Here is a 25,782-nt window from a genome sequence, read left to right as displayed (position 1 = left end):
GCATATGAACCACGAAGAACACGAAGGTCACGAAGAAATGACAAGCTCAGGCATATTTGCCAGGCAATTATTAGTGGAGAAAGTCAGCTTCCTGGTCAGTCCGGTGGCCTTCTATAATGTTCTCGTTCTTCGTGTCCTTCGTGGCGAAACGCTTTTCTACGCATGAGTCAGGTGATTGATGTCCTGCAATTCTGGTTTGTAGAGCTGGAACCCCGCCAGTGGTGGGTGAAAGATGCGCGGCTGGATCGGGAGATAGAGGAGCGCTTTGGCGCGCTGCATACCGATGCTACGGCAGGAAAGTTGTATCAGTGGCGCGAGGAGGCATCCGGACGTTTGGCTGAAATTATTATACTGGATCAGTTTTCACGAAATATTTACCGTGATCGCCCTGAAGCTTTTGCATGGGATGGTATGGCGCTGGTACTGGCGCAGGAGGCGGTGCGTATCGGTGCGGATCAGGAGTTTGATGCACCGGAAAAAGCATTTTTCTATATGCCCTATATGCATAGTGAATCGATGGCGATTCATACCCAGGCAGTCAAATTGTTTGATCAGCCGGGCGTGGAATTTAATCTGGAGTTTGAACTCAAACATAAAATGATCATTGATCGCTTCGGCCGTTATCCGCACCGTAATGCTGTTCTGAACAGAGCGTCTACGCCTGAAGAACTCGAATTTTTAAAGCAGCCGGACTCCTCATTCTGATTTAATAGAAGCTGTTGTCTGGCCTGGTTAAACGAAAGACTTAGTAAGTGCGCAGTTAAAAAACCAGCAGGTCGGGCTCTTTCAGTTTGTAGGTCATGCCGGATTTGCAGGTGTAAACCGCAGATTCACCAGCTTGATCAACGAGCAGAAGACCGCCATGGTCGCGGCACGCCTCTTCACCAATCGCTTTATAGTTTACCTGTCGCTCATCCGAGGCGCAGCCTGCCAGCATGCAGAAGACGGCCATGATGAATATTGATACAACGCCTGTTTTTATAGTCATGGTCACCTCCCGTTGAGCAGTGCTTTACCTTATCTTAGCATAAGATCGGAAACATAGCCGATGATTAGCTACTTTGGTCTGTATGTAAACATGCTGCGCAACTTCATTTGCCTTCGCCCTCGTTTTTCAGGGTCGATTTGCGCAATAAATGAAGTGGAAACTGATGCAGAGTGCCACAGTTGTGATGCAGGTCTCTGAATTTCCCACTAATTTCATCATGATTGGTAATCTGCGGGTAATTTTTAAGCGCAGGGGGTGTGGGGGTGTAGATGTGGATGAACTGCACAGAACAACAGGTGAACAGCATGATCGACTGATGAATAAGAAGCAGCTGATTGAAGATAGTCAGGCCAGATACTATCGCCTGCTCAATGCTATTCATGAGGTCTACTACAGCGCAGATGTAGAGGGCAATATCACTGAAATAAGCCCCTCGGTGGCAATGCTTGCCGGTTACAGTTGCGATGAGATCAAAGGGCGTCCGGCCACTTTCTTTTATCGCCACCCTGAGGATCGGGCCACCTTTCTGACCATGCTGCAGCAGCAGGGGCATGTGAGTGATTATGAGCTGGAGCTGGTGCATAAAGATGGTTCTGTTATCCATGCCTCTGCCAATGCGCATATGATGTTTGATGAAAACAACAACGCTGTCGGTGTTGAAGGACTACTGCGGGATATTTCAGAACGGGTTGAGCTTGAAGAGAAGCTGCGCAGCCTGAATGAGCAGCTGGAGCAGCGGGTTGCCGAGCGCACGGCTGAGCTGGAGGCCAATGCGCGCCGCTTACGAATGTTTTCACAGGCCATCGAGCAGTCGGCAGAGGCGATTATTATTACTGATACCTCTGGTCATGTGGAGTATGTTAATCCGGCCTTTGAGAGCATTAACGGATATTCAGCAGATGAGGTGCAGGGCAAGCCGCTTTCACTACTTAACAGTGGCAAACACAATGCCGACTTTTTTCATGCACTGTGGAGTACCGTACGATCAGGGCGTGTATGGGAAGGAACGATCACCAACCGCCGAAAAGATGGCAGTGATTACCCGGCCCTGATGACCATTGTGCCGGTTGAACACCGGGGTGAGACAGAGTTTTATGCCGCCATCCAGCAGGATATGAGTGAATATGAGAAGCTTGAAGTGCAGTTCAGGCAGGCCCAGAAGATGGATGCGATCGGCACACTGGTAGGTGGCATCGCCCACGATTTTAACAATATGCTCTCCGGGCTTCTGATGCATCTCTATCTGGCCAAGAAGAGCGTATGCGACCCAATTCGCACCACCGAAAAGCTGGAGATGGCCGAAAAGCTTGGTTATCAGGCATCAGAGATGATTAAAAATCTGATGATCTTCTCCCGTGATGAGAAGGGAGAGAAAAAAGCGCTGCAGTTAAACCATATGTTAAACGACAGCATGCGCCTGCTCAGGATCTCTGTGCCTGAACATATCAAGCTCAACCTGGATGTTTGTGAGCAGCCGCTCACCGTTATGGGTGATGCAACACAGCTACAGCAGGTGCTGATGAATATGCTCAATAATGCCCGCGATGCGCTGGCCGGTTCGGATGAGGGTGAGATCAATGTGGCACTGGAGCGCTTTGTTATTGATCAGACGTTTGCTGATGCGCACCCCGATGTGGATCAGGAGATGATGGCAAAACTGACTGTCAGCGATAATGGCTGTGGCATTCCCGAGCAGACTCTGGCCAGAGTGTTCGATCCCTTTTTCACGACCAAAGAGGCAGGCCATGGCACCGGCCTTGGCCTCTCTATGGTTTATGGTTGTATCGAGTCTCATGGTGGCATTCTTGAGGTTGAGTCGAGCCAGGGTGTTGGCACCACATTCCAGATCTATCTGCCGCTTATTACCCAACAGGCACGGCTTGAGGTAGGAGTGAATGCAACACTGCATCGCGGCAGTGGCCAGTTGGTGCTGGTGGCGGATGATAACAGGATGGTGCGCAGGGTGATTGTTGAAGCGCTGGAGTCACTGAACTATCGGGCCATTCAGGCTGAAGACGGGGTTGAGGCTTTGCGCCTGTTTGAGGAGCAGCCATCTGAGGTGGCTCTGGCTATCCTTGATATGGTGATGCCGAAAATGAGTGGTCGTGAAGTTGCCCATCGCATGCGCCTGATCAATCCCGCTATCCCGGTCCTGTTTGCCACCGGTCACGATGAGAAAGCAGCCCTTCGTGATATCGAAGGGGTAGATAAGAGTCTTTTGCATGAGAAACCCTTTAAGATGGCAGAGCTATCGCAAGCCATCCATCAGCTGTTGCACTGACTGTCCCCTGTTATTGTCCCTGGGTTTCGATAATTGACTCTAACCGGGTTAGTGCCAGAAGCAGTTGCATACGCCTTGATTCGGCGCGGCGCGGCTCACTCGGCTGGGTAGTATCACTATCCTCACCGATATGCTCGCTGCGCATCAAATACTCAATGTTTGCCCAGCTCGGGTGCTGGTGCCATCGCGCTTTTGCTGTTGCTTCAAAGTGAATGCCACTCTTATCGAGTAGCTGGCAGATTGCCTTCTCTTTCAGGGTAACCAGTCGTTGTAACCACTCCCGCCGCAAACTGTGCGCATCTGCAGCGCCCCAGTCAGCTGAACGCAACTGCCGCTCCATCTCTCTGATCGGCAGATGCTGCAGACAAGCCCTGCTGGCTGTTAGACAGCGGTTTAGTGGTATCTGGTGCGTCGAGGAGATATGCAGTGCGCAGGCGGCATGTGCCAATTCAGGAAGCGTGGCCAGTTGCTCAAGCCATCCGGCTTCCAGCCCTGCCACTTCAGGCTTGGCTATCTTCTCCTGTAGCAGTTGATCCCGGAAGCGAGCCAGACCATTACGCTGTTTTTTCACCCAGGCCTGATCAAGTTTGGCAATAGGGCAGAGGCGAAGCAGCTCTTCGGCAAAGTGGATCAGCTGCTCCTGCAGCTGTTGCTGAAGAGCGATGACCAGACTGGGATCTTTAACATCTGACCAGATTGCATCGCGAAGTGACTGAGCCTCAAGCAGCGCTTCACTGACCAGCAGAGCACCAGCGATATCACTTATTGAATGATCAACCATGCTCTCCAGATGATGGACAGCGCCAAGCCCGATATGGTTGACGACATGATTACTGGCTACGGTGTGAATAATCTCTGAGGCCAGAGGATGGTTCGAAAATTTAGAGGCAAAACGCTTGTGCAGGGGCTCCGGGAAATAGCTGTTGAGCAGTTGCTGGTTAAAAACAGCAAGCTGATGAAACATCTCTGCGCTGAGGCGGGCATGGATGCGGTTCTTCTCCTGACCCAGCAGAACAGAGAGCTGCGGACGCAGATGCAGTAGTTCATTCTCCTGCATTCTCGGCGCCACGGCTTCACCCAGCCACCCCTGCTCAGTGAGATGGTCGCGCAGTCTGCGCAGGCGAAGCGGGTGCTGGCTGGCCGCCGCTTCGGCCAGCGTGATGGCGCGCGACTGCAGCAGGTTATTGTTCAGGCAGTCAGCCGTCACGGCCTCAGTCAACGCTTTAAGCTGGCTGTTGCGCTTATCAAAGGATATTTTGTTTCCTGATTGCGGGGAGAGAAGAATCTTCAGATTCACCTCATGGTCAGACATATCCACGCCTGCGGCATTATCCATCGCATCGGTATTGATGATGCCGCCAGCGAGTGCATAGTCGATACGCGCCTTCTGGGTCAGCCCGAGGTTGCCGCCTTCGCTGATGGCTCTGCAGCGAAGCTGCGTGGCATCGATGCGTACGGCATTGTTGCCGGGATCGCGCACATCGGCATGGCTTTCGGATGCGGCTTTGATGTAGGTGCCGATACCACCGTTATAGAGGAGATCAACAGGCGCTGCGAGGATAGCCCGGATCAGCGCTTCGCCCGAGAGGCTATCCTCTTCGGTCATCAGCAGTTTGCGCATGTTTCTGGCCAGTGGAATCGTTTTGGCGCTGCGTTCAAACAGACCGCCCCCCTGACTGATCAGCTGCTGGTTGTAGCTATCCCAGCCCCCCATCTCGGCAAACAGGCGCTGCCGTTCAGCAAAGGCTGTGGTCGCATCCGGTTCCGGATCAAGGAAGATGTGACGGTGATTGAAAGCGGCGATAAGGCGCAGCTGCGGATTTAACAGCATGCCGTTGCCAAACACATCACCACCCATATCACCAATGCCAACACAGCTGATTGGATCGCTGTATGCATCAATGCCGAGTTTGGCGAAGTGGTGGGCCACACAGACCCATGCACCGCGTGCGGTGATGCCTACCTTCTTATGGTCGTAACCAAAACGACCACCACTGGCAAAGGCATCGCCAAGCCAGAAACCGGCCTGCTGCGAACGCTCATTGGCATCATCAGAGAAGCGAGCCGTACCCTTGTCAGCGGCAACTACGAGGTAGGGGTCGTTGGCATCACTCTCGGCAATGCGTATTCCCTCAGCTGCGACTGCAGTGGCCTGGTCCATGTTGTCGGTCAGCGATAGCAGGGTATCGATAAAGGTGCGGTACTGATCCAGTACAAATGAGGAGTCTGTGCCGCCGCGAACAACAAAACCTCCTTTGGAGCCGGTCGGTACAATCTGGCCATTTTTCACCACCTGCGTGCTCATTAATTCCAGCACCTCAGTACGGAAGTCAGAGGGTCGATCTGAATAACGCAGGCCACCGCGTGCAATAGGGCCGGCACGCAGGTGAACACCTTCCATATGTACGCCGTGAACAAAAATCTCCCGATAGGGTTTGGGCTCAGGTGCATAGCTCAGTTTGCCGGGATCAATTTTAATGCCGACGGGTTCGCCGAAGGCGCGAATAAAGGCGTTGCTGCGCAGTGATGCCTCAACAAGTTCGGCCAGTGCCCTGAACCAGCGATCATCGGAGAGATTGCTGATGCTGCCCATCGACTCATGAAACAGTTCGCGGGCTTCGACAAGGTAGCTCTCTGGCATGGCTGGCAGGTGGTGAGCGGCAAAGAGTCTGTGTAGTGCTGCGCTTACCTCAGGATGACGCGAGATCATGTCTGAAAGCGGAAGCTTGGCGGCGTCGGGGATCAGTTGAATCAGATGATTGCGCAGTGTGATCATCACTGCGATCTGATCGATCTCCAGTTTGGCTGTAATTAGCAGGACATTGATCGGATCGTGGTCTGCTTCATCATTGAGTGCCTGTGCCAGACCACGACGCAGCCGTTGTGCATCCTCTTTATCCAGATGGAGGGGAGCGCGACAGATCAGCGAGCTGATATGGATGCAGCCGCAACGGTCATCCGGGTTTTCAAGGCACTCCGGATCTTTGCCAAAGGGGACAACCGCCTCCTGAATTGGATCCAGGCCAAAGGCGCGAATGGTGTCCACAAGTGTGCCCAGTGAAGGCTGCTTGAGTGAGTAGATGTGCAGCTCCACCTCATCGCCGGTCGCTTTGGCGCGCGGGGTAACATAAACGCGTGTGCGTCCGCTCTGCAGGACTCGTTCGCGCATCTGCAGGTCACGGGTGAACTGGGCCGGTGGGAAAAGCTCCTGATAAAGCGGCGGGATCTGCTCCAGCTCATTCAGGGTTGCCGGGATATCAAAGATATCGGCATGGCGCATCACCTCGGCGCGTGCGATATCTTTCCAGAAGATGATGCAGTGGCGGATGCTCTCCTCAAGGCTCTTCTGCGGGATGGCCGGAGAGCTGCGGTCAATGCCGATGAGGATGATGCGGTGGGGGCCGATGCCGAATGAGTCGTGGCCATGGATAATCTGCCCGGCATCGGCCAGCGCCTGCAGCATATGTTGCATGACTGAAGGGCCGAAACGTTTGGCCGTGACGGTAATCATCAGGATGTCGGTGTTGCCTTCGAGCACAGGGATCAGTCGGGCAACCAGCTGCATAGGACCAGCCAGATCAATGATTGCCTTCAGCGGTTCCAGCCAGTCGCTGCCCTTGCTGGCAAGCAGAATGCGTTTGGGCATGCGGTCAAACAGGGTGCGGATTTCGCGACGATAGAATGCCGAGTGCTGCAGCAGTGTGTCACTGGCCAGTTCGCGCCAGCGGCTGGCCAGAACAGGCAGATAGCTGGCATTGGCATAACGTGCGCTGCGCGAGAAGTGGCCGATAAGTATGATCTGCTGCATCTCACCCTTAGCCCCTCTCCAGCTGGCGCGTACCACCTCTACGCTGGCGGCACTGTAGAGGTAATGAGCAGTGGCGCTCAGGCTGAACCAGCAGAGTCCGATCTCAGTTGCCGGTTTTATTGATTTTATCTGATCGAGCAGTCCCGGAGCGATGCGATCAAGTACCCGGATCTTTTTGGCCACACCAAGTCGACTGTTCTCGTGGATGATGCCGAAGTGGAGGAAGTGGGCGTCATTCATCCAGTCGAGAAGCGATGCGCCGTCACTATCATCCGCCATCATCAGTCCAGCTACAGCCTGGGCCACCAGTTTCTGCATGGGTCGGTAGTCACGAACAGAGAGATCAACAGCTTGAAGGATGGCCTGGATATCTTTTTTCAGAGGTCCGATATCAGGTGTGATCGTGGCTGAGATGTGCAGGGCGATAAACATAAAGTTCGCCTCATCCCGAATATCGGGTTTGCGCAGCTCAAGATAGCAGGCCTCATCGTCGCACTCCATTTTGGCAACCATGGTCTGCTGGCCGATGGGCTGGATATCACACTTGAGCAGATAACCTTTGATGGCATCCAGATAGAAGGCCTGATCGGGGCAACGGATGGTGAAGATGTGGCGGTGAAGATTGCCGTGGGTGAGGGTGCGGGCAGAGAGCTCCACCCGTTTGCTCTTCTCTCCGGGCAGCAGAGCAAGAAACTCTTTTACCAGCAGAGCGAGCAGCCGTTTTGGAATGATCTCCATACGGTGCTGCTGGCGGGCCTGATCAAGCAGGTCGATAAGCTGTGAGCGAAGGTGTCGCATGGTCACAGCATAGGTGCTGGCGACAGCAAGGGCAATCGCCCCTGATTGACGCCTTGAGCTCGATCAGCTTTGATAAGGATATGGATGCAACTGTCAAAGGACATCGGCAACGATTAAGGCTGCGTTTTGCAGACCATGGCTTTGATGGCTTCCACGATTACGAGGTGCTGGAGCTGCTGCTCACCTATGCTATTCCACGTGTCGATGTGAAACCGATTGCCAAGCGGCTGCTGGAGATCTTCGGCACACTGGCTGGTGTGTTCGACGCTTCGGCTGCTGAACTGGCACAGGTTTCCGGTATGGGTGAGAAGGGAGCGCTGTTTCTAACCTTGATCCGGCAGGCTGAACTTCGCTATCTCGCCTCTGATCTGCCGGGCAAAAAGGTGTTTGATCGGCCTGAACGGGTAAAAGATCATCTGCGCATTCTGGTGCAGGGGCGTGGCATGGAGTGTTTCGGTGCCATCTTTACCGATCAGCAGCATCGCCATGTTGCTACGCAGGTGCTGTTTGAAGGCACCGTGGATCGCACCGCAGTATTTCCACGCAACCTGATGAAGCGGGCGCTGGAGTTGGACGCCAAAGGGCTGATCCTTTTCCATAACCATCCCGGTGGCACCACGCACGCCAGTCGAGAAGATATCGAACTGACCAAACGGCTATCCGAAGCCTGCGCGGCCCTGGATATCAAAATCCTCGACCATTTCCTGATCGCCGGCAAAGAGGTGCTCTCCTTCAAAGAGAATGGTTGGTTTTAAGCATTCTTGAATGCAATAGCCTGGCGAGAGTCTATGGTTCAGAGTACAATGGATGGGCTCAATATAATTATGTAGGGGAGAAGCAGATGCGCAAACGGATTATTGAGTCAGATATTAAGGAAGTCGCAGTGGTGGAATATCACGGGTTAAATCTGCAAGAGATCGCTCAGGTAGAGATCACATCCGAGGATGAGGCGCACCCGATTGAATCGGCCTTTGTTGCAGGCTCCGACTCCTGCTGGTTGGCGGCCAGCTCTGGAGAGCAGACGCTTCGCCTGCTGTTTGATGCACCGCAACGACTCACGATGATTCGCCTGCTGTTTCAGGAAGAGCATCAGCAGCGCACACAGGAGTTTGTATTGCGCTGGTCTTCGGATGGAGGAGTCTCTTACCATGACATTGCACGCCAGCAATACAATTTCAGTTCGCCGGATTCAACCCTGCAGCTTGAAGATTACAGCGTTGATCTGAATGGCGTGACAACTCTGGAGTTGTGCATTACCCCGGATATCAGCGGCGGCACCGCCCGCGCCTCACTTGCCGGGTGGTCTGTCGCCTGAATTAATCCTGGCGTAACACCGTCATTGGCGACTGACGCAAAACCGCCATATGCGGTCATTCAGTAAGATGTTTAGTCAGGCCCTTTTTCCCACGGTTTCGGAGGAATGATTTTGAAGAAAATGCCTGTTCCCTTCATGACAAAAAACATTCCAAACGCAAACAAGAGCATTCCCAGGTAGCTGGATCCAAAAGATTTGTTTAAGCCTAATCCAGACAACACTAATATTGTTCCGAGTACTGTGTAGATAGTGTGAAGCTTTTCAGGCTTAGACTCCCTTTTATTTTTCCAAACCCCACCATAGTCCTTTTTCATAAATAGACGCGGCAAGGAATACCACCACAAAGCTCCAAGTAGCCCATGTGCCAAATAGGGGATGTGGACAATCGAGCCAAGGTTTGGAATAAAGTAAAGTGGGATTGTTGGGAAATCAATGAAGGTAAAATAAACCCAAATTAGCGAAGCTTGAGGGTCATTCGAAGACTTTATATATGCTAAGGTTACTAAAAACAGGACAATGTGAGCCACTGATAATATCAACCCAATCTTGTGAGCTTTTTTGTGTGCATTATCTATAGCTGAAAGTACAGGCATCCATCCCCCAATTAGACTAACTATAGCACAATTCTGATCGTCCGGGTTTGGCCGACATGAGCCGGTCAGATAAGTCTTGTGCTGGTTTGGAGCGGGACTTTATGCAAGTTTATTGTTGTTGGAATACCCTGTAGATTGAATGGAACCCGCAAAAGAGAACGACAATATTATCCGACATCGTCTAGAGTGTGGTTATGTCCTTAGAAAATTTTATTCCTGTACTACAGCTATCCATTGCTCCGGTTATTGTGATCTCCGGTGTCGGTCTAATACTACTCTCAATGACCAACCGCATTGCGCGGGTCATCGACCGATCAAGGGAATTGTCAAATATTCTTCGGAACGATGAGGCGGGCAGTGAAAAGCATCAGGTGCGGCAGCAACTGGTGATCCTGGAACGCAGGAGTCAACTGCTGAGGCGAGCAATTGAATTCGCCTGCATCAGTCTGCTGTTAGCAGCCTCGTTGGTCATAGTTCTCTTCTTTGTTGTGTTGATGGATATTGAGGCCGTAATGGTCATCACACTTATTTTTGTATCATGTATGTTTTCTTTGATTGCCGCCCTGATCTTCTTCCTGATGGATGTGCATGCCTCGCTCTCCGCCCTCAAGTTGGAGGTCAAGATCATGTGAAGGCAGGTCAGGTTAGACTTATGGGTGTTTGAACAAGGTGAAAGTTCAAGCTCATTCCATGCTGACTGTCCGGGCATGAGCAACAATGGTTGTTTGTGTTCCTCTGGCGGATTGCTTCTCTTTGACATGTTCTGACTGCTTGGTTAAAACTTCTAACGTAGAACCTGGATCGGTTTCAGGGGTGCAGGTCAAGAATGGATAGAGGAGATATCAGTGCCACATATTATCGTTGAATATCAGCAAGAGCTGGCTGGTGATTCGGAAATTGATGCTCTGCTGATGAACATCCATCGATCTATTTCAGAGAGTGGTCTGTTTAAAGCTGATCAAATTAAAACACGCGCCTATCCGTTCAGAAGTTTTACCAACGCAGGCGGAAACTCTCCCTATATCCATATTCAGGCGCGGATTAAATCTGGCCGGGATGCAGAGAACAAAAAACGCCTTGGCGAGGTGGTTCTGTCGGGTTTAACTGCACTGCATATTCCAGCTTCGGTAATCACAGTGGAAATTATAGATATGGACCGTGACTCTTATGGTAAGTATCTACCCAAATGAGATTTAGAAAATAGTGTGGCTTAGTGGGCTTTAGCGACTGCAGCCTCTTTTTGATCCTGCAGGGTGGCCTTGCGCCAGCAGGAATCAAGATTCTCCCCCACCATCTTAACAACACCGGTGTCGAGTTTTCCTACGTTGGAGTCATTGGAGAGGATGGTGAAAATCTCAGCCGGGCTTAGAGCCGGACGATAGGGGCGATCCTGGGCCAGTGCCTGAAAGACATCGGCTACGGCAACAATGCGCGCTTCCAGGGATAGTTTATGCTCTTTGGTGTGGTAGGGATAACCACCACCATCCACCCGTTCGTGGTGCTGGGCAGCCCAGAGGGCGATATCGTCAAACCCACGAATCTTCTTCAGGATATTGAAGGTATCAAAGCTGTGGCGCTGGATGGTTTTAAACTCACCATTGGATAGTTTGCCTGCTTTCTCAAGCACATCATCAGGCACTCTCAGTTTGCCGATATCATGTAAGAGCCCTGCCAGATAGAGCATGTCGCAGTTGTGCTCTGAAACTTCAAACAATTCTCCCAGATAACGCGCCAGGCTGGCGACACCCTGAGAGTGCTCATAGGTGAAAGGGCTTTTGGCATCGACGATGTGAGAGAAGATCTTGACCAGACTTTTGACATCTTCAAACGGGATGGGGCGGGTGGTTTCGTGGCCTACCCACTCATAGACATAACCATCAACATGTTCGCGTTCCAGCGATAGCCAGAAGGCTTCAGAATCTGCAACTTCCATAAAGACATCGACCAGTTCAGGATTGAAAAAAGTGCCGCGATTCTCGATGATTTTTTCTTTTATCGCATCTGAGCCGAGCAGGATATTGGCATCATTAACCTGCGCATGCAGGGAGAGCACATCCACACGATCAACCAGGAAAATAAGATTGGCCATGAGTTTTACATCATCAGAGAGGTCAAGCTCTTTGAGTTTGTCCCAGTGGGTATGGTGGTGCAGGATAACATCGGAGAGGTGGGCCAGCGGTGGCGTGATGCCGAGCAGCGCAGCGCCGATCTGGCAGTGGCCATGCACCTTCTCCCACTCAAACTGGGCAAGGCGGGCATGTACTGAGGTGTTGGATACGCCGCAGTCGTGCAAAATGGCGGCCTGAAACAGGCTATCAAGCGTTTCGGTTTCCATCTCCATCTGTTTGCCACATTCAGCGGCCATAAAACCGACACGTTTGCCATGATGAATCTGCACCACACCAACCAGATCAAGCGCATCTGAGAGGCTGTAGACAAGCTCATGCAGGTTGATGTTGAAGTTGCTCAATGCAGGGCCTCCTGGCGGCAGGAAAAGAGTCGATCTGTAACCTCTACTCTATCGCAGTTTACGAGTTATACATGAGCATAAATATTATGCCTACTGTTAATTGCATCCATTCCGTGCTTTTGCTTGCATTTGCAGCCCTGGTTGCGAAGGGTTTGCCTATGACTCATTTCGACGTATTTAATGGTGATGCCGATGGTATCTGTGCACTGCATCAGCTGAGGCTGGCCAAGCCTGTAGATGCTGTGCTGGTGACCGGTGTGAAGCGGGATATCTCCCTGCTTAAACGTGTTGAAGCCCAGGCCGGGGATAAGGTAACCGTACTGGATATCTCGCTGGATAAAAACCGCGATGATCTTATCCGAGCTCTTGATTGTGGCGCTTCCGTCTTCTACTGCGACCACCACTTTGCCGGTGCTATTCCTGAATCTGCGAATCTCGAGGCCCATATCGATACTTCGGCCAACACCTGCACCAGTCTGCTGGTAAATGACTATCTGGATGGTGCGTATCTGCCGTGGGCAGTCACGGCGGCTTTTGGTGATAACCTGTTCGATTCAGCCCGTGCTGCAGCCCTGCCTCTGAATCTCTCCGATGCCCAACTTTCACAGCTGGAGCTGCTAGGCACGCTGATCAACTACAACGGTTACGGAGTCACACCCGAAGATCTACACTTTCATCCGGCTGATCTCTATCGTGCTATCTCACCCTACACTGATCCCTTCGCTTTTATTGCCGAGTCGCCCGATTATCAGCAATTGGCAACTGGATATGAGCAGGATATCACTCAGGCGCGAAATCTTCCTGTGGCGGTAGAAGAGGAGCATATCGCTGTGGTGATGTTACAGGATGCACCGTGGACGCGGCGTGTCTCCGGTGTCTATGGCAACGAGCTTGCACGTCAGCATCCGGATCGGGCGCATGCGCTTTTGACAGTGCTGCCCGGTGGCGACTACCGCATCAGTGTGCGGGCACCTTTGAACAATAAAACCGGTGCGGATGAGCTCTGTATGATGTTCCCGACCGGTGGCGGCAGAAAAGCGGCAGCAGGCATCAATGCACTGCCGGCAGCGATGTATGATGCATTTATCGACGCATTCAGGGAGAAGTATGAACAGTAATGGAAATGTGATTGCGGGCATTCATGCCGTCAAACATGCACTCGATGCAGGTGATGCGATTGATGAGCTGATGATTGAGCGGGGTAAATCGCATCCGCGCTTGAATGAGCTGATACATCTGGCCAAGAAAAAAGGCATACGGGTTAATTTTATGCAGAAGGATGCGCTGGCTCGTCTGGCTGGAGGGGTTCCGCATCAGGGTGTGGTGGCCCGCACGGCTGTTGCAGGAGCGAAAAAGGCACTCTCCTTTGAGCAGTGGCTTGAAACCGTGGATATGGATGCCAAACCTATGGTGCTGCTGCTGGATCAGGTGACTGATCCGCATAATCTCGGTGCCTGTGTGCGCACAGCCGAAGCGGCGGGTTGTCTTGCTGTGATTGTACCCAAGGATCATGCTGCCGATCTGCATTCACCTGTGGTGAGCAAGGCGGCCTGTGGGGCATTGGCCAGATTGCCACTGTTGCAGGTGACCAATCTCAAGCGTTCGATGGAGAAGCTGCAGCAGGCGGGTTTCTGGATTGTCGGGCTGGCAGGTGAGGCGGATAGTTCGATCTATGCGGCGGGATTAAAAGGTGCGACTGCAGTGGTGATGGGCTCTGAAGGCAAGGGGATGCGCAGATTGGTGCGCGAGGGTTGTGATCAGTTGATCAGTATCCCGATGCCCGGGCATGTGGAGTCATTGAATGTTTCGGTTGCTACAGGTGTTGCCCTGTTTGAGATCAACAGGCAGCGCTTTGAAGGCTGATTGTGAGAATGTTTCCGTGAAGGCTGCTTCAGGCAGCGATTTTTTCGTTGTTCTCAGATGTGTTGGTTGTGGTGCGGATGAACTTCTGACCGCAGTACTGGCACTGACCGTTGCCCGGTTTCAGGCTGATGTAGATCAGGGGATGCTGTCCGTTGTCCGAACATGAAACGATCTCTTCTGTTGATTTGATTACGACACTACTCATTGGGACCCCTCTCCTTGTACCAAAAAAAAGCGCGGCGAATACTGGTATAAAATGGAAAAGTGTCAAGTTTTCATCATCTGAGAAAGATATATGGAGAGTGTTATGGGTGCTAAAGACCTTGTACTGATTGAGGGTTTGGAGATCCGGACTGTGATCGGGATTTATGACTGGGAGCGGGAGATTCGCCAGACGGTCAGGCTTGATCTGGAGATGGCCTGGGATATCTCACGGGCAGCAGTATCGGATGATATTGAAGATGCTCTGGACTACAAATCGGTATCCAAACGGTTGATCTCGTTTGTTGAGGCTTCGAGTTTCGGGCTGATTGAGAGGCTGGCCGAGCAGTGTGCGCAAATTATTATAGAAGAGTTCGGTGTGCCATGGGTGCGACTGAAAATGTCCAAGCCGGGGGCGGTGCGTGGCACTGAGAATGTGGCTGTGCTTATCGAACGGGGTGAAATCGGCTGATGGCAGAAGTGCTGATAGGCATGGGGTCTAATATTGAGCCTGAGTTGAATCTCAGGCTGGCGGCGGTTGCGCTGCGCAGGGATTTTGAGGAGGTCTGCTTCTCCTCGGTCTACCATTCGCCAGCTGTAGGCATGGACGGCGCGGACTTTCTTAATGCCTGCTGCAGGGTTGAGTCAGAGCTCTCTGCGGCGCTGGTCAAAACCCGGTTGAAAGAGCTGGAAGATGCGCAGGGGCGGGACCGCTCTGCAGGCTCGTGGAAACCTCGCACGCTCGATCTTGATGTGCTGATGTATGATGGTCAGGTGCTTGATGATGAGCTCTATCGTTATGCGCATGCCTATGTGCCTGCCGCTGAACTGGTGGCGATTGATCTTCCCGACCGTGCCGGGGATGCAGTAACCTTAGTCGAATTGCGCTTGTAATACGGGGCAGTGGTTTTACAATGCCACTTCCATTGAGTTGTCATCATGATGATCACAGTTCAGACAACTTGCTCACAGGGGAAAATGAACAGATGTTGATTGCGGTTCCAGCCGAAACCCAGCTTCACGAAAAACGCGTTGCAGCCACACCTGAAACCGTAGCCAAATTTATGGCTGCCGGTTGCCGTGTTGTGGTCGAAAAAGGGGCGGGTCTTGCTGCCAACTATCCGGATGCTGCTTATGTCGAAAAAGGTGCTGAGCTGGCAGACGATTTTGCCGCCACCTGTGGCAGTGCTGATCTGGTATTAAAGGTTCGTCCGCTCAATGAGGCTGAGATCCAAGTCCTTAAAAAGGGTGCTGTGGTTGTCAGCCTTGTCTCACCATTTACCAATCCGTTACTTAAAAACTATGCCGATGCGGGGCTGACCTGCTTCTGTATGGAGATGGTGCCGCGTATTTCACGAGCCCAGAGCATGGATGTGCTCTCTTCGCAGGCCAATATTGCCGGTTATAAATCGGTGTTGCTGGCTATGGAACATTACCAGCGTTTCTTCCCGATGCTGATGACCGCTGCAGGTACTGTGCAGCCGGCCAAACTGCTGATCATGGGGGCTGGCGTGGCCGGTCTGCAGGCGATTGCTACGGCAAGGCGTATGGGTGCCAATGTCGAGGTGTTTGATGTGCGCGCAGCTGCCAAAGAGCAGGTTGAGAGTCTGGGCGCCCGTTTCGTTGAGGTGGCTTCGGATGAAGATGCCGAAGATGCCGGTGGTTATGCCAAAGAGATGGATGATGATTATAAGCAGCGTCAGGCTGATCTGATAGCCGAGCGCGTTGCCAAGTCCGATATTATTATTACCACTGCACTGATTCCGGGCAGGCCTGCACCTGTGTTGATCACAGAAGAGATGGTGAAAACCATGAAACCCGGCTCGGTGATTGTTGATCTGGCTGTTGAGATGGGTGGCAACTGCCCACTCTCCGAGCTGGATAAGATTGTCACCAAGCATGGCGTAACGCTGGTGGGTGTTGGCAATATTCCGGCCCTGATGGCTACAGATGCCAGTGGCTTGTATGCGCGCAACCTGCTGAATTTCCTGACGCCAATGCTGGACAAGGAGATTGGTGGTCTGACTATCAATATGGAAGATGAGGTGATCGCATCCTCGCTGATCTGTCGGGACGGCGAATTCCTCAAGCCGGATCTGTTGGGTAAAGGAGAGACGTCGTGAATGTAGATGCTGTTCAGAATGCGGCAGAGGTCGCACAGGATGGGGCGGCTGACCCTATCGTTCTCTCTATCACTGTGTTTGTTTTGGCGATCATTGTCGGTTACCACGTGGTCTGGAACGTAACACCCGCCCTGCACACGCCGTTGATGAGCGTAACCAATGCCATCTCCAGTATTATTATTGTCGGTGCACTGCTGGCGGCAGGGCCACTGGAGATGAATCTGGCGACCGTACTGGGGCTGATTGCTGTGGGCCTTGCTTCAGTGAATATCTTCGGTGGCTTTATGGTGACGCAGCGTATGCTGGCCATGTTCAAAAAACGGACTTAAGGGGAACTCATGTTATCTGCAAACATGGTGGAGCTGGCCTATCTCGCCGCATCCGTACTGATTATTTTTGCCCTTAAAGGTCTGGCTAGTCCGGCCTCTGCCCGCCGTGGTAATACCTTTGGCATGCTCGGCATGGGTATTGCGGCACTGGTTACACTGCAGCTTGATGCGGTGCAGAACTACGCCTGGATTGTTACGGCTATCGCTATCGGTGGCCTGATTGGTGGTGTGGTGGCGCGCAAGGTGCCGATGACCCATATGCCGCAGACTGTGGCCTTTATGCACTCACTGGTGGGTCTGGCGGCGGTATTGATTGCCGTATCAGCCTGTTATGATCCGGTGGCTTATGGCATTGCCAATGCGCAGGGCGGTCTCTATCTGGCCAGTCGCATTGAACTGTTTCTCGGCACCTTTATCGGTGCCATCACCTTTACCGCATCACTGATCGCTTTTGGTAAGTTGCAGGGGCTTCTTTCGGGTCGACCGCTACAGTTTGCCGGCCAGCATATGCTCAATTTGGTGCTGGGTCTGGTAATGATTGGCGCTGGTATCATGTTCTGTGTCAGTGGGGCATGGCTGCCGTTTTTGATTATGCTGGCGGTTGCGCTGGTGCTGGGTGTATTGCTGATCGTGCCGATTGGTGGCGCCGATATGCCGGTGATTGTCTCGATGCTCAACTCATACTCCGGTTGGGCTGCAGCGGGCATCGGTTTTACACTGGGCAATAATATGCTGATTATCGCCGGTGCACTGGTCGGCTCATCCGGTGCGATCCTCTCTTATATTATGTGCAAGGCGATGAATCGCTCGCTGTTTAATGTGCTGCTGGGTGGTTTCGGTGGTGATGCCGTGGCGGCTTCTTCGGCTGGCGGCGCGGTTGAACAGCGGCCTGTGAAGAGTGGTGCGGCTGAAGATGCTGCGTTTATGATCGGTAATGCCCGCTCTGTGGTGATTATTCCGGGTTACGGACTGGCTGTAGCGCGTGCCCAGCATGCGATGAAAGAGATGGTGGATGTGCTGCTCAAGCAGGGTGTGGATGTGAAGTTTGCTATTCATCCTGTGGCAGGGCGCATGCCGGGCCATATGAATGTGCTGCTGGCTGAGGCTGATGTGCCTTATGATATTGTTTTTGAGATGGATGAGATTAACTCTGAATTCGCAGATACCGATGTGGCGCTGGTGATTGGCGCCAATGATGTGGTCAATCCGGCCGCCAAGACCGATCCGGCCAGTCCGATCTACGGCATGCCGATTCTTGAGGCCTCTAAAGCCAAGCATGTGATCGTGGTGAAGCGTTCACTGGCTGCGGGTTATGCAGGGCTGGATAATGATCTGTTCTATATGGATCAGACCATGATGCTGTTTTCGGATGCTAAAAAAGCCTGTGAGGCGATTGTTCAGGCGCTGGATTAATCCTCTGGCTGCTTGAGCGTCGTCAACCTGATTGCTGCTGACTCCCCTGCGGTGATCTTCTATGTTAATAATATATATAGCATGTTAAAGGTGGTTTTTCAGCGCTGTGATTGCTGCAGTCAGGGCAGAAAGCGCGGAAGAAAAAGCATGAATGTGTCGAGTCTGTTTTTTTAGTGATGAAAGCGGTTGACAGCAATAGAGAGCGACACTAAGGTTCGCGACCCTTCGCCAGGGCTGTGCTTTTTTTCAGCGGATTGGCGGGGTGAAAGTTTGGAGAAGAGGTAACAATGCCAACGATTAATCAGTTGATTCGCAAACAGCGAGTAGACAAACGCAAGATCAATAAAGTCCCAGCTCTGCAGGCTTGTCCTCAGCGTCGTGGCGTTTGCACCCGTGTTTACACCACTACCCCGAAGAAGCCGAACTCGGCACTTCGTAAAGTTGCTCGTGTACGTCTGACCAATGGTATGGAAGTTACTGCATACATTCCTGGTGAAGGCCACAAGCTGCAGGAGCATTCAGTTGTTCTGATCCGTGGCGGTCGTGTAAAGGATTTGCCTGGTGTTCGTTACCATGTTCTCCGTGGTGTGCTGGATACAACTGGTGTTGAGGGTCGTAAGCAGGCTCGTTCTAAGTACGGCGCGAAGCGTCCGAAGTAATAGCGGAAAGATTGAGGAGTTTGAATAATGCCACGTAAAGGACCTGCCCCACGCCGTCCGGTTACACCGGACGCGAAGTATGGTGATACAACAGTTTCCAACGTTATAAACAAGGTAATGCTGGACGGTAAGAAAACCGTAGCAGAAGCGATTGTTTATGATGCAATGGACCTTGCATCCCAGAAGACCGGCAAAGATCCGCTGACTTCATTGTTGGAAGCGATTGAAGCTATTAGGCCTGCTGTAGAAGTGAAGTCTCGCCGTGTTGGTGGCGCGACCTATCAGGTGCCGATCGAAGTTTCTGATCGTCGTCAGCATTCACTGGCTGTGCGCTGGTTGATTGAGTTTTCACGTAAGCGTTCCGAGCACACTATGGCTCAGCGTCTGGGTAATGAGATTGCTGATTCTATCTCTGAGCGCGGCGGAGCATGGAAGAAGCGTGATGAGACGCATCGTATGGCTGAAGCGAACAAGGCGTTCTCGCACTTCCGCTGGTAAAACGATTTGCAGGTTCCGGCCTGCTGTTTGAACCCGGACCTGTTTGACAGGTTCATTGCAGAAGAGGGTTGCCTCTCTGCTGGATAGAGGGCGAAGCCCGGTATCCGAGAACAGTTTGTTCTTTTAATTTGATGGTAAAGGAGTGGCGACGTGGCTCGTAAGACCCCACTGGAACGTGTACGTAACATCGGCATTATGGCTCATATTGACGCTGGTAAAACTACCGCGACTGAGCGTATTCTTTTCTACACCGGCGTAAGTCATAAGATTGGTGAAGTGCATGACGGCGCTGCAACCATGGACTGGATGGCGCAGGAGCAGGAGCGCGGCATCACCATTACCTCGGCTGCAACAACCTGTAGCTGGAAAGACCATCAGATTAATATCATTGATACCCCTGGACATGTGGATTTCACCATTGAAGTGGAGCGCTCACTGCGCGTACTTGATGGTGCAGTTGGCGTGTTCTGTGCGGTAGGTGGCGTGCAGCCACAGTCAGAGACTGTTTGGCGTCAGGCTGACAAATATAAAGTTCCCCGTGTTGCATTCGTCAACAAGATGGACCGTACCGGTGCCCGCTACTTTGAAGTAATTGACGAGATTCGTGAGCGTCTGGGTCACAACGCTGTGGCTCTGAATATTCCAATTGGTGCTGAAGAAGATTTCCTGGGTGTTATTGACCTGGTCTCCATGAAGGCGATTGTCTGGAAAGACGAAGCTATGGGTGCGATGTACGAAGTTCAGGAGATTCCTGAAGATCTGCTTGAGGTCGCTCAGGAGCGTCGCGAGCTGCTGCTTGATGCTGTTCTGGTTAATGATGAAGAGCTGATGATGGCTTACCTTGAAGGCGAAGAGGTTGACGAAGCGGCACTGAAAGAGTGCATTCGTAAGTCTGTTCTTGATATCTCCGTGATTCCTGTTCTGGCTGGTACCGCATTTAAGAATAAAGGTGTTCAGACGCTGCTTGATGCTGTTATTGAGTACATGCCTGCGCCAACTGACGTTCCTGCGATTACCGGTGTTCATCCGGATAGTGATGAGCCTGATGTTCGTCCATCATCTGATGATCAGCCGTTTTCGGCACTGGCATTTAAAGTGATGACCGATCCGTTCGTGGGTACGCTTACCTTCTTCCGTGTTTACTCCGGTGTGGCTGAAGCTGGTTCTTATGTCATCAACTCTACCAAGGGTAAGAAGAAAGAGCGTCTGGGCCGTATTCTGCAGATGCATGCCAATGAGCGTTCTGAGATTAAAGAAGTACGTGCTGGCGATATCGCTGCTGCAGTTGGCCTGAAGTCAACGACCACTGGTGATACACTCTGTGAAGCTGAGCATCCAATTATCCTTGAGCGTATGGAGTTCCCTGAGCCGGTGATTTCGGTTGCAATTGAGCCGAAGACCAAGGCTGACCAGGAGAAGATGGGTGTTGCTCTGGGTCGTCTGGCTGCAGAGGATCCTTCTTTCCGTGTTCGCACTGATGAAGAGACGGGTCAGACCATTATCTCAGGCATGGGCGAGCTGCATCTTGAGATTCTCGTAGATCGTATGAAACGCGAATTCGCAGTCGATGCAAATGTTGGTAAGCCTCAGGTTGCCTACCGTGAAACGATTCGTTCATTCACCAAGGCCGAAGGCAAGTTTGTTCGTCAGTCCGGTGGTCGTGGTCAGTATGGTCACTGCTGGCTTGAAATCGAGCCGAATGAAGTTGGTGCCGGTTTCGAATTCATTGATAAGATCTCCGGCGGTTCTATTCCTCGCGAATATATCCCGGCTGTTGGTAAGGGTGCTGAAGAGGCCATGCAGAACGGTGTTCTGGCTGGTTACCCGATGGTTGATATCAAGGTTACCGTTGTTGACGGCTCTTACCATGACGTCGACTCCAATGAGATGGCATTTAAGGTTGCTGGTTCTATGGGTATGCGTGCTGGTTGTGCGCAGGCCAAGCCGGTTATTCTTGAGCCGATGATGGATGTTGAAGTGGTAACACCTGAAGATTACATGGGTGATGTCGTTGGCGATCTGAATCGTCGTCGTGGCCGCGTGCTCGGCATGGAGGCGCGTGGTAACGCCAAGGTTATCGAAGCTGAGGTTCCTTTGAGCGAGATGTTCGGTTACTCAACCAACGTTCGTTCGATGTCTCAGGGTCGTGCGACCTACACCATGTCATTTAAACATTATGAAGAAGTACCAAACAATATTGCGCAAGAAATCATTGCTGCTGTTAAAGGTTAAGGAGTAGATCATGGCAAAGGAAAAGTTTGAACGTAACAAGCCGCACGTAAACATTGGTACCATTGGTCACGTCGACCATGGCAAGACCACGTTGACCGCTGCAATCACGAAGGTTCTGTCTCTGACAGGCGGCGCTGTGTTCAAGGACTACGGCGACATTGATGGTGCTCCGGAAGAGCGCGAGCGCGGTATCACTATCGCAACTGCACACGTTGAGTATGAGACAGAAGCACGTCACTACGCACACGTTGACTGCCCGGGCCATGCTGACTATGTGAAAAACATGATCACTGGTGCTGCCCAGATGGATGGCGGTATTCTGGTTGTTTCCGCTGCTGATGGCCCAATGCCACAGACTCGTGAGCATGTACTGCTTGCCCGTCAGGTAAACGTACCTCATCTGGTAGTCTACCTGAACAAGGCAGACCAGGTTGATGACGAAGAGCTGCTTGAGCTGGTAGAGATGGAAGTTCGTGAGCTTCTCGACTCCTACGATTTCCCGGGTGACGATACGCCAATCATCATCGGTTCTGCACTGAAAGCACTGGAAGGCGATACATCTGATATCGGCGCTCCATCTATCCTGCGTCTGATGGCTGCAGTAGATGAGTTCATTCCTACCCCTGCACGTGATGTAGACAAGCCATTCCTGATGCCTGTTGAGGATGTGTTCTCAATCTCAGGTCGTGGTACAGTTGCTACCGGTCGTATTGAGGCTGGTATCATCAAAGTTGGTGAAGAGATCGAGATCGTTGGTATTAAAGACACCGTTAAGACTACCTGTACCGGTGTTGAGATGTTCCGCAAGCTGCTGGATAGTGGTGAAGCTGGCGACAACGTAGGTCTTCTTCTTCGTGGTACCAAGCGTGAAGACATCGAGCGTGGTCAGGTTCTGGCTAAGCCGGGTTCAATCACACCACACACCACATTCAAAGCTGAAGCATATATCCTGAATAAAGAAGAGGGCGGTCGTCATACCCCATTCTTTAACGGTTACCGTCCACAGTTCTACTTCCGTACAACTGACGTAACCGGTTCAGTTACCCTCCCGGAGGGAACTGAGATGGTGATGCCTGGCGATAACATCTCTATGGATGTTGAACTAATTACCCCAATCGCAATGGATAAAGAGCTTCGTTTCGCTATCCGCGAAGGTGGTCGTACGGTCGGCGCTGGCGTCGTGACCGACATAACTAAGTAAGGGGGCCGTACGTGGCAACTCAAAGTATTCGTATTCGCCTGAAAGCTTTTGATCATCGTATTCTTGATAAGAGTGCGGCTGACATTGTAGCTACAGCAAAACGTACCGGTGCAGAAGTACGTGGTCCGATTCCAATTCCGACCAAGATTCGCAAATTTTGCGTAATCAAATCTCCGCACAAGTACAAAGATTCTCGTGAGCAGTTCGAGATTCGTACCCACAAGCGTATGCTTGATATTGATAAGCCAACTCCACAGACCGTGGACGCGCTAATGAAGCTTGATCTGCCATCCGGTGTGGATGTCGAGATCAAACTTTAATCGGGAGGATAATCATGAGTATTGGATTGATCGCCCGGAAAGCGGGCATGACACAGATCTTTGCAGAAGATGGTTCTGCGGTTCCTGTGACTGTTTTGAATATTGAGCCGTGCAAAATCATTGCACGTCGTACCTCTGATCGTGATGGCTATGATGCCGTACAGGTTGGTTTTGGTGCTGCCAAGCGTCATAACACCCGTGCAGTTCAGGGTCATTTTGCCAAGCAGGGTCAGGAAGTAACCGGTGGACTGAAAGAGTTTCGTGTTGCTGCTGATACCGAGGTTGAGTTGGGTCAGGAGTTGAATGCAACTCAGTTTGAGGTCGGTCAGAAGATCGACGTCTCCGGTACCTCTAAAGGTCGCGGTTTTGCTGGTGTTATGAAGCGTTACAACTTCGCCGGTGGCCGTGCAACACATGGTGCTGAAAAAGTACATCGTCAGATGGGTTCTACCGGTCAGTGTCAGTGGCCGGGCCGTGTATTTCCGGGCAAGAAGATGCCTGGTCACTACGGTAACGAGCGTGTTACAACTCAGAACCTTGAAGTGATTCGCGTGGACGCAGAGTCCAATCGTATTCTGGTAAGGGGTGCTGTTCCCGGTTCGCGTAACGGACTGGTTGAAGTGCGCCCTGCCGTGAAGGGAGCGTAAGATGGCGAAGATCACCATCGTAGATCAGAACAATAAAGAAGTGAGCAAGCGTGAGCTGAACCCGGCCGTTTTCGGTCTGGATGCAGATGATGGCTTTGTTCACCGCGTTTATGCATCACTTGCATCAGCACAGCGTGGCGGAACCAGTGCAGTGAAAACTGTTGCTCAGGTATCCGGTGGCGGCAAGAAGCCATTCAAACAGAAGGGTACAGGTCGTGCTCGTCAGGGTACTACACGTGCTGCGCAGATGCGTCACGGTGGAACTGCACATGGTCCGAATGCAAACACCACGTTTGATTCGCGCATCAACAAGAAAGAGCGCCGTCGCGCACTCTGCCTGGTGCTCTCCGATTGCGTGCGTTCAGGTAAACTGACTGTTGTGAACAAGCTTGAGCTGGAAGCTCCAAAGACCAAGTCCTTCCTTGAAGTGCTCGGCGCTTTCGACCTGACCTCCGGTCTGTTTGTTCTCGATACAGCCAACAGCAATGTAGAGCTCTCCGGTCGTAACATCCCGCATACCAAAGTGGTTCTTGATGGTCAGATGACAATTCATGATCTGCTTAAGTGTGAGCGTGTGATCCTGACCGAAGCTGCTGTAGATAAACTTGAGGAGCGTCTGTCATGAGTGCAAACATCAATCATTTCGACATCCTGCGTCAGCCTGTAATTACCGAGAAGAGCTATTCAGGTACCGGCGCAGCCAATCAGTACACTTTCCGTGTCGCCCGTAAAGCAACCAAAACCCAGGTTAAGGCCGCTGTAGAAGCAGTCTTCGAAGTGAAGGTTGATAGAGTTCAGGTTATCAATATGCCTAGCAAGCCGAAGCGTCGTGGTGCCCATACGGGTGCTCGTTCCGGTTACCGCAAGGCTGTGGTTCGTCTGGCTGAGGGACATAGTCTGGAAGTGGCGGAAGAGGTATAAACCATGGCATTGAAGGCATTAAAACCAACAACAAACGGTAACCGTGGCCGCATCGGTGTAGTTAATGAAGATCTGCACAAAGGCGCGCCTGAAAAGAGCCTGGTTGTAGGCCTCACCAAATCCGGTGGTCGTAACAACAATGGACGCATTACCAGCTCCCATCGTGGTGGCGGACACAAACGTCTTTACCGCATGGTTGATTTCAAGCGTGACAATTTCGGCATTGGCGGTAAGGTTGCGCGCGTTGAATATGATCCCAACCGTACAGCGCACATCGCGCTGGTAGTTTTTAGCAACGGTGACAAGCGTTATATCCTTGCTCCACAAGGCCTGCGTGCAGGTGATGAAGTGATGAGCGGACCTGATGCAGAGATTCGTCCGGGCAACACGTTGCCACTGGGCAGTATCCGCGTAGGTACTCAGGTACATAACGTAGAGATGAAACCTGGTAAGGGCGGTCAGATGGCACGCAGTGCAGGTGCATCTATTCAGTTGATGGGTAAAGAGGGCGGTCGTGCCATTCTGAAGATGCCATCCGGCGAGTTCCGTCGTGTGGATATCCGCTGTCTGGCAACGATTGGTGTGATGGGCAACGCTGACCACTCCAACCGCAAGGTAGGTAAGGCTGGCCGTACACGCTGGCTGGGTGTTCGTCCTAACGTTCGTGGTGTTGCCATGAACCCGGTAGATCATCCACATGGTGGTGGTGAAGGCCGTACATCAGGTGGTCGTCATCCGGTAACACCTTGGGGTGTACCAACCAAGGGTCATAAGACCCGTGCAAAGAAGAAGGCGTCGAACCGTGATATTATTCGCCGCCGCAACCAGAAGTGAGGTAAGAGATGGCACGCTCATTAAAGAAAGGTCCGTACATTGAGGCCTCCCTTCAGAAGAAGGTTGATGCTGCACTGGCCGCAGAGAAGAGGGCTGTGATCAAAACCTGGTCACGTCGTTCTACGATTGCACCGGATTTTGTAGGCATGAATTTTGCAGTACACAATGGTCACAAGTTCATTCCTGTGTTCGTAACTGAGAACATGGTTGGACATAAGCTTGGTGAGTTTTCACCTACCCGTACCTACTATGGTCACGGTGCTGACAAAAAGGCTAGGAAGAGGTAAT

29 protein-coding genes are annotated in these 25,782 nt (G+C 52.0%); 24 read left to right on the top strand and 5 right to left on the bottom strand.

All coding sequences use genetic code 11. From position 1 onward, the window contains the following. The first annotated feature begins 4 nt into the window (after positions 1-4). Positions 5-166 carry a hypothetical protein gene (locus F3F96_RS04335; protein WP_176962015.1) on the top strand — a complete coding sequence of 54 codons (162 nt, stop codon included), beginning with the start codon at positions 5-7 and terminating at the stop codon, positions 164-166. Next, positions 163-705, top strand: a complete 543-nt coding sequence (locus tag F3F96_RS04330; protein WP_176962014.1) for a DUF924 family protein — start codon at positions 163-165, stop codon at positions 703-705. The genes F3F96_RS04335 and F3F96_RS04330 overlap by 4 nt, the downstream gene beginning before the upstream one ends. Before the next feature lie 55 nt (positions 706-760). Here F3F96_RS04330 and F3F96_RS04325 read toward each other — a convergent pair whose 3' ends face one another. Beyond that, entirely contained in the window at positions 761-988 is a 228-nt protein-coding gene (locus tag F3F96_RS04325; RefSeq protein WP_176962013.1) for a hypothetical protein, read from the bottom strand. A 148-nt stretch (positions 989-1,136) separates the two neighbouring features. Between F3F96_RS04325 and F3F96_RS04320 the strand changes: the two genes are divergently transcribed. Continuing rightward, positions 1,137-3,269: a PAS domain-containing sensor histidine kinase gene (locus tag F3F96_RS04320; RefSeq protein WP_176962012.1), complete on the top strand. Its 2,133-nt coding sequence runs from the start codon at positions 1,137-1,139 to the stop codon at positions 3,267-3,269. A gap of 10 nt (positions 3,270-3,279) precedes the next feature. Here F3F96_RS04320 and F3F96_RS04315 read toward each other — a convergent pair whose 3' ends face one another. After that, positions 3,280-7,875 carry an NAD-glutamate dehydrogenase domain-containing protein gene (locus F3F96_RS04315; RefSeq protein WP_176962011.1) on the bottom strand — a complete coding sequence of 1,532 codons (4,596 nt, stop codon included), beginning with the start codon at positions 7,873-7,875 and terminating at the stop codon, positions 3,280-3,282. Positions 7,876-7,928: 53 nt separating this feature from the next. On the opposite strand from F3F96_RS04315, the gene radC reads away from it, so the two are divergent. Beyond that, a complete protein-coding gene (radC, locus tag F3F96_RS04310) occupies positions 7,929-8,630 on the top strand; it encodes a DNA repair protein RadC (RefSeq protein WP_241697642.1) in 702 nt (233 codons plus the stop codon). 86 nt (positions 8,631-8,716) lie between these two features. Continuing rightward, positions 8,717-9,190, top strand: coding sequence for a hypothetical protein (locus F3F96_RS04305; RefSeq protein ID WP_176962010.1), 474 nt, complete (start codon positions 8,717-8,719; stop codon positions 9,188-9,190). Positions 9,191-9,261: 71 nt separating this feature from the next. Here the strand turns inward: F3F96_RS04305 and F3F96_RS04300 are convergent, their stop codons facing one another. Beyond that, complete coding sequence (locus tag F3F96_RS04300; protein WP_176962009.1) at positions 9,262-9,783, bottom strand: hypothetical protein; 522 nt, start codon at positions 9,781-9,783, stop codon at positions 9,262-9,264. A gap of 194 nt (positions 9,784-9,977) precedes the next feature. Here F3F96_RS04300 and F3F96_RS04295 point away from each other — a divergent pair, with 194 nt between their 5' ends. Then, positions 9,978-10,415 (top strand): DUF2721 domain-containing protein, encoded by a 438-nt coding sequence (locus F3F96_RS04295; protein ID WP_176962008.1) that lies wholly within the window; start codon positions 9,978-9,980, stop codon positions 10,413-10,415. 213 nt (positions 10,416-10,628) lie between these two features. Next, positions 10,629-10,973, top strand: coding sequence for a 5-carboxymethyl-2-hydroxymuconate Delta-isomerase (locus tag F3F96_RS04290; protein ID WP_176962007.1), 345 nt, complete (start codon positions 10,629-10,631; stop codon positions 10,971-10,973). Positions 10,974-10,993: 20 nt separating this feature from the next. On the opposite strand, the gene F3F96_RS04285 is transcribed toward F3F96_RS04290, so the two are convergent. Then, a complete protein-coding gene (locus F3F96_RS04285; RefSeq protein ID WP_176962006.1) occupies positions 10,994-12,253 on the bottom strand; it encodes an HD domain-containing phosphohydrolase in 1,260 nt (419 codons plus the stop codon). A gap of 158 nt (positions 12,254-12,411) precedes the next feature. Between F3F96_RS04285 and F3F96_RS04280 the strand changes: the two genes are divergently transcribed. Together F3F96_RS04280 and rlmB are read left to right on the top strand one after the other, a co-directional pair. Beyond that, positions 12,412-13,371 (top strand): DHH family phosphoesterase, encoded by a 960-nt coding sequence (locus tag F3F96_RS04280; RefSeq protein ID WP_176962005.1) that lies wholly within the window; start codon positions 12,412-12,414, stop codon positions 13,369-13,371. Then, a complete protein-coding gene (gene rlmB, locus F3F96_RS04275; protein ID WP_176962004.1) occupies positions 13,361-14,116 on the top strand; it encodes a 23S rRNA (guanosine(2251)-2'-O)-methyltransferase RlmB in 756 nt (251 codons plus the stop codon). Before F3F96_RS04280 ends, rlmB begins: the two co-directional genes overlap by 11 nt. 28 nt (positions 14,117-14,144) lie before the next feature. Here rlmB and F3F96_RS04270 read toward each other — a convergent pair whose 3' ends face one another. Then, entirely contained in the window at positions 14,145-14,321 is a 177-nt protein-coding gene (locus F3F96_RS04270; protein ID WP_176962003.1) for a zinc-finger domain-containing protein, read from the bottom strand. A 102-nt stretch (positions 14,322-14,423) separates the two neighbouring features. Here F3F96_RS04270 and folB point away from each other — a divergent pair, with 102 nt between their 5' ends. The 15 genes from folB (at position 14,424) to rpsS (ending at position 25,781) form a co-directional block, all read left to right on the top strand. Beyond that, a complete protein-coding gene (folB, locus tag F3F96_RS04265) occupies positions 14,424-14,789 on the top strand; it encodes a dihydroneopterin aldolase (protein ID WP_176962002.1) in 366 nt (121 codons plus the stop codon). After that, entirely contained in the window at positions 14,789-15,211 is a 423-nt protein-coding gene (gene folK / locus F3F96_RS04260) for a 2-amino-4-hydroxy-6-hydroxymethyldihydropteridine diphosphokinase (protein ID WP_176962001.1), read from the top strand. The genes folB and folK overlap by 1 nt, the downstream gene beginning before the upstream one ends. Before the next feature lie 92 nt (positions 15,212-15,303). After that, positions 15,304-16,440, top strand: a complete 1,137-nt coding sequence (locus tag F3F96_RS04255; RefSeq protein WP_176962000.1) for a Re/Si-specific NAD(P)(+) transhydrogenase subunit alpha — start codon at positions 15,304-15,306, stop codon at positions 16,438-16,440. Next, complete coding sequence (locus F3F96_RS04250) at positions 16,437-16,769, top strand: proton-translocating transhydrogenase family protein (protein WP_176961999.1); 333 nt, start codon at positions 16,437-16,439, stop codon at positions 16,767-16,769. Before F3F96_RS04255 ends, F3F96_RS04250 begins: the two co-directional genes overlap by 4 nt. Before the next feature lie 9 nt (positions 16,770-16,778). Next, positions 16,779-18,182 carry an NAD(P)(+) transhydrogenase (Re/Si-specific) subunit beta gene (locus F3F96_RS04245; protein ID WP_176961998.1) on the top strand — a complete coding sequence of 468 codons (1,404 nt, stop codon included), beginning with the start codon at positions 16,779-16,781 and terminating at the stop codon, positions 18,180-18,182. 287 nt (positions 18,183-18,469) lie between these two features. After that, positions 18,470-18,841, top strand: a complete 372-nt coding sequence (gene rpsL, locus F3F96_RS04240) for a 30S ribosomal protein S12 (protein WP_176961997.1) — start codon at positions 18,470-18,472, stop codon at positions 18,839-18,841. Between the two features lie 27 nt (positions 18,842-18,868). Then, positions 18,869-19,339: a 30S ribosomal protein S7 gene (gene rpsG / locus F3F96_RS04235; RefSeq protein WP_176961996.1), complete on the top strand. Its 471-nt coding sequence runs from the start codon at positions 18,869-18,871 to the stop codon at positions 19,337-19,339. Positions 19,340-19,489: 150 nt separating this feature from the next. Beyond that, positions 19,490-21,571 (top strand): elongation factor G, encoded by a 2,082-nt coding sequence (gene fusA / locus F3F96_RS04230; RefSeq protein WP_176961995.1) that lies wholly within the window; start codon positions 19,490-19,492, stop codon positions 21,569-21,571. A 10-nt stretch (positions 21,572-21,581) separates the two neighbouring features. Beyond that, complete coding sequence (gene tuf / locus F3F96_RS04225) at positions 21,582-22,772, top strand: elongation factor Tu (RefSeq protein WP_176961994.1); 1,191 nt, start codon at positions 21,582-21,584, stop codon at positions 22,770-22,772. 11 nt (positions 22,773-22,783) lie between these two features. Further along, on the top strand, positions 22,784-23,092 hold the full coding sequence (rpsJ, locus tag F3F96_RS04220; protein WP_100266087.1) for a 30S ribosomal protein S10: 309 nt from the start codon (positions 22,784-22,786) through the stop codon (positions 23,090-23,092). 14 nt (positions 23,093-23,106) lie between these two features. Beyond that, positions 23,107-23,739, top strand: coding sequence for a 50S ribosomal protein L3 (gene rplC / locus F3F96_RS04215; RefSeq protein ID WP_176961993.1), 633 nt, complete (start codon positions 23,107-23,109; stop codon positions 23,737-23,739). 1 nt (position 23,740) lies between these two features. After that, a complete protein-coding gene (gene rplD, locus F3F96_RS04210) occupies positions 23,741-24,364 on the top strand; it encodes a 50S ribosomal protein L4 (protein ID WP_176961992.1) in 624 nt (207 codons plus the stop codon). Next, the gene (gene rplW, locus F3F96_RS04205; protein WP_176961991.1) at positions 24,361-24,660 is read left to right on the top strand and encodes a 50S ribosomal protein L23; all 300 of its coding nucleotides are present in this window, start codon (positions 24,361-24,363) and stop codon (positions 24,658-24,660) included. The genes rplD and rplW overlap by 4 nt, the downstream gene beginning before the upstream one ends. Before the next feature lie 3 nt (positions 24,661-24,663). After that, positions 24,664-25,494, top strand: a complete 831-nt coding sequence (rplB, locus tag F3F96_RS04200) for a 50S ribosomal protein L2 (RefSeq protein WP_176961990.1) — start codon at positions 24,664-24,666, stop codon at positions 25,492-25,494. An 8-nt stretch (positions 25,495-25,502) separates the two neighbouring features. Further along, positions 25,503-25,781 carry a 30S ribosomal protein S19 gene (gene rpsS, locus F3F96_RS04195; protein WP_176961989.1) on the top strand — a complete coding sequence of 93 codons (279 nt, stop codon included), beginning with the start codon at positions 25,503-25,505 and terminating at the stop codon, positions 25,779-25,781. The last annotated feature ends 1 nt before the right edge of the window (position 25,782 follow it).

The organism is Mariprofundus sp. NF (assembly GCF_013387455.1).
Taxonomy (GTDB): domain Bacteria; phylum Pseudomonadota; class Zetaproteobacteria; order Mariprofundales; family Mariprofundaceae; genus Mariprofundus.
This window is presented reverse-complemented; position numbering and strand designations above follow the sequence as displayed.